This is a genomic window from Desulfosarcina cetonica JCM 12296, from assembly GCF_001311845.1.
Taxonomy (GTDB): Bacteria; Desulfobacterota; Desulfobacteria; order Desulfobacterales; family Desulfosarcinaceae; genus Desulfosarcina; species Desulfosarcina cetonica.
The window spans coordinates 1-6,632 of the sequence record NZ_BBCC01000272.1 but is presented as its reverse complement, the minus strand read 5'-3'; the positions used below and the strand labels follow the sequence as shown (position 1 = coordinate 6,632).

The window sequence follows — 6,632 nt, the reverse complement described above, 5'->3', positions numbered from 1 at the left end:
CGAACAGCCGGCCGCCCCGCTGATCCAATGGATCGCCGCCCAGAGCGAGGCCGGCCGTCAGATGGTCATGGTCTGCGAGACCGACCGCCAAACCAGCCGCCTGGCCGCGATCCTGGCACCGTATGACATCGCCGCGAAAACGGGTGAGGCCTTTGTTCGTGCCATCCGCCCCGGTCGGGTGACGATCTGCCGGGGCCGCTTGAGCGGCGGTTTCGTCTGGCCGGGAGACGGATTGGCCGTGCTTACCGAGGCCGAGATCTTCGGTCCCCGGACCAAACGCGCCACGCGTGACAAGAAGCAGGTGCGCACCGAACTGCTCTCCTTTTCCGAGCTCAAGCAGGGCGATCTGGTGGTGCACGACGAACACGGCATCGGCCGCTACGAAGGCCTGGTCAAGCTCAACCTGGAGGGAACGATCAACGACTTCCTGCTGATCGTCTACCGGGACGACGATCGCCTCTACCTGCCGTGGACCGCATGGGCCTGATCCAGACCTACATGGGGGTCGAGGGCATGCAGCCGGCCCTGGACAAGATGGGCGGCCGATCGTGGGAGCGCGCCAAGGCCAAGGTGCGCCAATCAGCCGAAAAAATCGCCGGCGAACTGCTCAAGATCTACGCCCAGCGCAAAATCAACGCCGGCCACACATTTGGCGCGGCCGACAGCCATTTTGCCGATTTCGAGGCGGACTTTCCCTTCGAGGAAACCCCCGACCAGCTCAAGGCCATCGAGGATGTGTTGGAGGACATGCGCAACACCACGCCCATGGATCGGCTGGTGTGCGGCGACGTGGGCTACGGCAAAACCGAGGTGGCCCTGAGGGCCTCGTTCCTGGCGGTCAGCGAGGCCAAGCAGGTGGCCATGCTAGTCCCCACTACCGTGCTGGCCGAACAGCACTTCGCGACTTTCGAGCGGCGCTTCGAGGCCTACCCGGTCAAGGTCGCCTGCCTGAGCCGGTTCCGCTCCAAGGCCGAGCAACGCCAAATCGTCGAGGCGGTCAAGAAAGGCACGGTAGACATCGTCATCGGGACCCACCGCCTGCTGCAAAAGGACGTTGAATTCGCCGACCTGGGGTTGTTCATCATCGACGAGGAGCAGCGCTTCGGCGTGCGTCACAAGGAGAAGCTCAAAAAATGCGCGCCACGGTGGACGTGCTGGCCCTCACGGCCACGCCGATCCCCCGCACCCTGCATCTTTCCATGATGGGCATCCGCGATATCAGCGTCATCGCCACCCCGCCCGAGCAGCGCCGGGCGATCATCACCTATGTCTGCGAATTCGACGAGACCGTGGTCAGCGAGGCCATCCGCAGCGAGCTTTACCGGGGCGGTCAGATCTTCTTCGTGCACAACAATGTCAATTCCATCGAGCGCATGGCCGCACGCCTCAAACAGCTGGTACCCGAGGTGCGTCTGGCCGTGGCCCACGGGCAAATGGGTGAAAACGATCTGGAAAAGGTGATGATGCAATTCATGGCCCGTGAAGTGGACATGCTGGTCTGCACGACGATCATTGAATCGGGCATCGACGTGGCCACGGCCAACACGATCCTGGTCAACCGGGCCGATCGGTTCGGCCTGGCCCAGATCTATCAGCTGCGCGGCCGGGTGGGCCGTTCCGACGAGCAGGCCTACGCCTACCTTTTTATTCCCGAAGAGAGCCAACTGGGCACCGATGCCCAGAAGCGCCTCAAGGTGCTCATGGAACACAGCGACCTGGGCTCGGGCTTCCAGATCGCCATGAACGACCTCAAGATCCGGGGCGGCGGCGCCATTTTGGGCGCTTCCCAGTCGGGCCATATCGCCGCTGTGGGGTACGACATGTTTCTCAAGCTCATGGAGGAGGCCGTGGCCCAACTGAAGGGCGAGCCCATCACCGACGGCCTCGAACCCGAGATCAACCTGTCCATGTCCGCTTACATGGCCGAGGATTATGTGGCCGATATCGACCAGCGTCTCTCCCTCTATCGCCGTCTGGCCAAGGTGACCGACCTCAAGGAGATCGCCGCCATGAAGGCCGAGCTGACCGACCGCTTCGGCCCCCTGCCCGAGGAGACCGAAAATCTCCTGCTCAAGATCATGCTGCGGGTGTTGGCCGTGCGTGCCGGTGTCAAACGGCTGGATCTGTTCGGTCAGCAGTTGGTCCTGGCCTTCAGCGAGATTCACCAGCAACGCCCCTTGGGGATCATCGAAATGGTGACCGGCGGCAAGGGGCTTTACCAGTTCACACCGGATCATCTGTTCAAGGCCGGACTGACCAAAGCCCCCCCCGAAGCATGCTGGCCCAGGTGAAAAACATCTTGATCGAAATTGCGCAACATGTTAACTCGTGAGTCATTATAATGATAATATTTAGAAAGGTTGCAATAGGTTAGAGACTGACATGGGCAACCCGGAAAAGGAACACGATATGCTATCGCATAAACGGCATCCAAGTGGCGGTATTTTACTGGTGGCGGTGATGGTTTTCGGTCTGGCAACGGTCGCGATCGCATCCGATGTGCTGGATCGCATCGTCGCGGTGGTCAATGAGGATATCATTCTGCTCAGCGAACTCGACGCACGCTTGCGGCCCTATGCCCAGCGGATCCATGAACAGGGATTCGATGCGGAGAAAGAGCGCCAGACGATTTTCAAGGTGCGCAGTGACCTGCTCAATCAGTTGATCGATGAAAAGCTCACCGACCAGGAGATCAAACGTAACGACATCCATTTGGACGATGCCGAGATCGACGCCACCATCGAGCGCATCAAACAGGCCAATTCCTTTACCGACGAAGATTTGCGTCGGTTTCTGGCACAAAACGAGATGACCCTGGAAGAATATCGCAACAAGGTGAAGGAACAGGTCCTGCGGGCCCGTTTGGTCAATTACGAAGTCAAATCCAAGATTGCCATCACCGATGAAGCGATCCACCGGTATTACGATGACCACCCCGATATCTATGGCGGGGCACGCCAGTACCATCTGCGCCACATCCTGATGACCGTGCCGCCGAATGCCACCGAGAACGACAGGGCGATGATCCGGCAAAAAATGGAAAAAATTCGTGCCCAGGCGGCTGACGGCGCCGATTTTGCCGACCTGGCGCGCACCAACAGCCAAGGTCCGGCAGCCAAGGATGGCGGCGATATCGGTGAATTCAAAAACACATCCCTCAGCCCGAAAATCCGGACCGCCCTGGAGGGGCTCAAGGCCGGCCAGCCCACGGCGGTCCTGGAGACGGAACGGGGATTTCAGCTCTTTTATGTCGAGGCGGTCGGGCGCAGTGAAGGCAAGCCCATAGAGAGTGTCGAACAGGAGATTCACCAGAAACTCTACAATGAGGTGGTGGACAAGCAATTCCTCTCCTGGCTCGACACCTTGCGCAAGCAGTCCCATATTAAAATCATCAATTAGGATCGGCGTCCGGGAAGGATCGCCAATCCGTTACGACGGTGGTTTCGGCAAATGCAAGCGGATACGAATCGCGAGTCTTTTGGGAGCTATCTCCAGGCGTTCCGCCTGAAACAGGCCCTGTCGCTCGAAGCCGTTTCCCGGCGGACCAGGATTGCCCCCCACTGCCTGGCCGCCATGGAAGCGGATGATCCCAGCCGCTTGCCACCACAGGCCTACGTGAAAAGCTTCATCCGCGCTTACGCCGAGACCGTGGGCGCCAACCCCGACGTGGCCCTGAACCTTTATCTGACCGAACTGGAACGCCAGGCCATCGCCAGGCAGCAGCAGCTCAGGCGACAGGCCAACCTGTCCATGCTGCGACGGGGGCTGATCACCCTCGGATTGATCACCAGCATCCTGCTCCTGGTGCGCTACACCAATCTTCTCATGGAGCCGGAACCCGCGGCCGGCCCGTCGGTTCTGGACCACGACCCATTGGCCGGTACGGCCGCCGAGCCCGCCACCCGCGAGGGGCAAAGCCCCCTGCCGGTGACCAGCCCGGAAAAATTAAAGCTGAAAGTGATTGCCGTGGAACAGACCTGGTTGAAAGTCATGGTGGATGGCCAAAATGCCCGTTCCTACACCCTCAAACCCGAAGAGCGACTTGAACTGGAAGCCAACCGCAGTTTTAATCTGATGATCGGCAATGCCACCGGCCTGGAGCTGTTTCTCAATGAACGGCCGGTCAAGATCTACGGCAGCAGCGGTCAGATCGTGAGCCTGAAGATTCCCTGATGCAGCATGACCGCCAAACCATTCTGACCCTCACTGTCAAGCGCCTCCTGCGCCGGGGTGCCACCAGTCGTCTGCGCAAGATTGTCAACAAAACCCACGGCGCAGACCTTTCCATCCTCTTCAGGGATCTTCCGCACCCGGATCAACGGCTGCTCTTCGACATGATCGAGGATGTGGAACAAAAAGGCATCCTGTTCAGCGAACTCGACGAAGATCTCTTCATCGACCTCATCGAAGACATGGATCCGGAACAGGTGGTGGCGGTCCTCGAGGCCATGCCCAACGATGACGTGGCCGATCTGCTCAGCCATCTGCCCGAGGAGACGGTCAACAGCCTGCTCAAGCGCATGAACAAGGCGGGTTCCGATGAGGTCGAGGATCTCATGCGCTTTGCCGATGACAGCGCCGGTGGGATCATGAACCCCGATTTCATCGCCCTGGATCAGGAAATCACCGCCTCCGAGGCCATCGAACGGATCCAGAAGGAATTCGCCGATGTGGAGATGCCGTTCTATCTGTACGTGATCGACGCCTATGGCAAGCTGGTGGGGGTGTGTTCCCTGCGACAGCTGGTCGTGGTCAAACCGCAGACCCCACTCAAGGCCTTCATGACCACCGATGTGATCTCCGTGCAAACCCACATGGATCAGGAAGAAGTCGCCAAGCTGGTGGCCCGCTACGATATTCTGGCGGTGCCGGTGGTGGACGACAACAACCGCATCGTGGGCATCGTCACCGTGGATGACGTCATCGACATCTTCCGCGAGGAAGCCACCGAGGATATTCTCAAGATGGCCGGTGTCGGCGAGGAGTTCGTCGAGACCAAGAGCATCATCAAAAGCACGCGCATCCGCCTGCCGTGGCTGTTTGCCAGCTGCCTGGGCGGCATCTTCGCCTTTTACGTGATCGGCCGGTTTGAGGACAGCCTGAGCCGCATCACCTATCTGGCCGCTTTCATCCCCGTTATCATGGGCATGGGCGGAAACATCGGCACGCAATCCTCGACCATCGTGGTGCGCGGCTTGGCCACGGGTCGCCTGGACATTCGCGATATCTGGTCGGTGGTGGGCAAGGAGCTGGCCGTGGGCTTCATCCTGGGCATGGTCTACGGCGCCCTGATCGGCTCGGTGGCCCAGGTCCAGTACAACACCATCCTGTTGGCCCTGGCCGTCTGCCTGGCGGTGGTGTGCTCCATGTCCGTGGCCGCCCTGGTGGGATCGACCGTTCCCATGCTGCTGGCCCGCATCAATATCGATCCGGCCGTGGCCACGGGTCCCTTTGTGACCACCGCCATCGATATCATCAGTGTGTATTTTTATTTTACCATCGCCACCGGTTTTCTGGATGTCTGACCCATGACCGGTCTGAGCACCCCGGCCATCCTGCTGCGGCGGATCGATTTCGGCGATTTCGATCTCATCGTCACCTTGTTCACCTTGATCCAGGGCAAAACCAGCGCCATCGCCAAGTCGGCCAAAAAGAGCGTTCGGCGCTTTCCCGGCGTGTTGGAACCCTTCTCCCGACTGGATGTGGTGCTCACCCAGGGTCGCCGCAAGGGAATGCCGGTTCTCCAGGAGGCCACCCTGGAAGAGCCTTTTTTCAACATCCGTGAAGACATCGTCAAGACCGTCTACGCCAGCTATTGGGCCGAAATCATCTATCTGTGGATGGCCGAGGGAGAGCCCCATGAAACGCTGTACCAATTGATCACCCACGTACTCGGCGAGCTCAATCGCGGGGAGACGCCCGTGGAAGTGCTCAGCATCCTTTTTCAGATGCGGTTTATGAGCATTGCCGGCTTTCGTCCCAACTTCGACCATTGTCATGCCTGTAAAACCGGCCTGGATCAGATTCGGCATGCCACGGTGATCTCCGACCCGGCCAAAGGCGGCATCGCCTGCCCCACCTGCGGCGGCATGGCCGGCGATCGGGTGCACCTGTCCAAGGGCACCTTGAAACAACTGGCCTGGATCGACAGGGGCGATCTGGAACACGCCGCCCGCGTGCGCTTCACCCCGACGGCGATTGCCGAGGGCCTGGACTTTTTGGAAGCCTTCGTTCCCTATCACATCGGCAGAACCCCGAAGAGCCTGGGCGTCCTTCGGGCGATAAGGAAAACCATTCATGGCAAAAGAAAAAGGGCACATCGCTGATTCAGGCCCGGCATTGGGCCATGTGGGCAAGCCACTGGCCGACCGCCGGATCGAAACATCCGCCCCCTGCCGCATCGATTTCGGCGGCACGCTGGACATCAGCAGCTTTCACTACCCCTTGCGCCGACTGGCGCCGACCACGGTCAACATCGCCCTTGACTTGCGCACCACGGTCCGGCTGGATCCCGCGGACGACGATGACATTCACATCCTGTCGACCGGAATCAGCGAGGCCGCCTTCCCCCCCGGGGAGGCCCCCTACGACCATCCCCTGGGTTTGATGTTCGCCGTGGCCGACTATTTCGG

General features: G+C 60.0%; 7 protein-coding genes and 1 pseudogene. All 8 read left to right on the top strand.

Annotated elements, in window-relative coordinates; genetic code table 11:
- Positions 1–487 (top strand): CarD family transcriptional regulator (locus JCM12296_RS46445; RefSeq protein ID WP_281492222.1); only part of this gene is annotated, 487 nt, incomplete at its 5' end.
- Entirely contained in the window at positions 478–1,203 is a 726-nt protein-coding gene (locus JCM12296_RS46440; protein WP_054701455.1) for a DEAD/DEAH box helicase, read from the top strand. The genes JCM12296_RS46445 and JCM12296_RS46440, both read left to right, overlap by 10 nt.
- Entirely contained in the window at positions 1,134–2,291 is a 1,158-nt protein-coding gene (locus tag JCM12296_RS46435) for a TRCF domain-containing protein (protein WP_054701452.1), read from the top strand. Before JCM12296_RS46440 ends, JCM12296_RS46435 begins: the two co-directional genes overlap by 70 nt.
- Positions 2,292–2,409: 118 nt before the next feature.
- Entirely contained in the window at positions 2,410–3,399 is a 990-nt protein-coding gene (locus JCM12296_RS31570) for a peptidylprolyl isomerase (RefSeq protein WP_054701449.1), read from the top strand.
- A gap of 51 nt (positions 3,400–3,450) precedes the next feature.
- Entirely contained in the window at positions 3,451–4,173 is a 723-nt protein-coding gene (locus JCM12296_RS31565; RefSeq protein ID WP_054701446.1) for a helix-turn-helix domain-containing protein, read from the top strand.
- Positions 4,173–5,525: a magnesium transporter gene (gene mgtE / locus JCM12296_RS31560; protein ID WP_054701443.1), complete on the top strand. Its 1,353-nt coding sequence runs from the start codon at positions 4,173–4,175 to the stop codon at positions 5,523–5,525. The genes JCM12296_RS31565 and mgtE overlap by 1 nt, the downstream gene beginning before the upstream one ends.
- Positions 5,526–5,528: 3 nt before the next feature.
- Positions 5,529–6,326, top strand: a complete 798-nt coding sequence (recO, locus tag JCM12296_RS31555; protein WP_054701439.1) for a DNA repair protein RecO — start codon at positions 5,529–5,531, stop codon at positions 6,324–6,326.
- Positions 6,298–6,632, top strand: a pseudogene (locus tag JCM12296_RS31550) (hypothetical protein); the annotation flags it as partial. The gene recO and the pseudogene JCM12296_RS31550, both read left to right, overlap by 29 nt.

What these genes read in the sequence shown, in the direction of transcription:
- mgtE (WP_054701443.1), top strand. Translation starts at nt 4,173, where the DNA reads ATGCAGCATGACCGCCAAACCATTCTGACCCTCACTGTCAAGCGCCTC.
- recO (WP_054701439.1), top strand. Translation starts at nt 5,529, where the DNA reads ATGACCGGTCTGAGCACCCCGGCCATCCTGCTGCGGCGGATCGATTTC.
- JCM12296_RS46440 (WP_054701455.1), top strand. Translation starts at nt 478, where the DNA reads ATGGGCCTGATCCAGACCTACATGGGGGTCGAGGGCATGCAGCCGGCC.
- JCM12296_RS31570 (WP_054701449.1), top strand. Translation starts at nt 2,410, where the DNA reads ATGCTATCGCATAAACGGCATCCAAGTGGCGGTATTTTACTGGTGGCG.
- JCM12296_RS46435 (WP_054701452.1), top strand. Translation starts at nt 1,134, where the DNA reads ATGCGCGCCACGGTGGACGTGCTGGCCCTCACGGCCACGCCGATCCCC.
- JCM12296_RS31565 (WP_054701446.1), top strand. Translation starts at nt 3,451, where the DNA reads ATGCAAGCGGATACGAATCGCGAGTCTTTTGGGAGCTATCTCCAGGCG.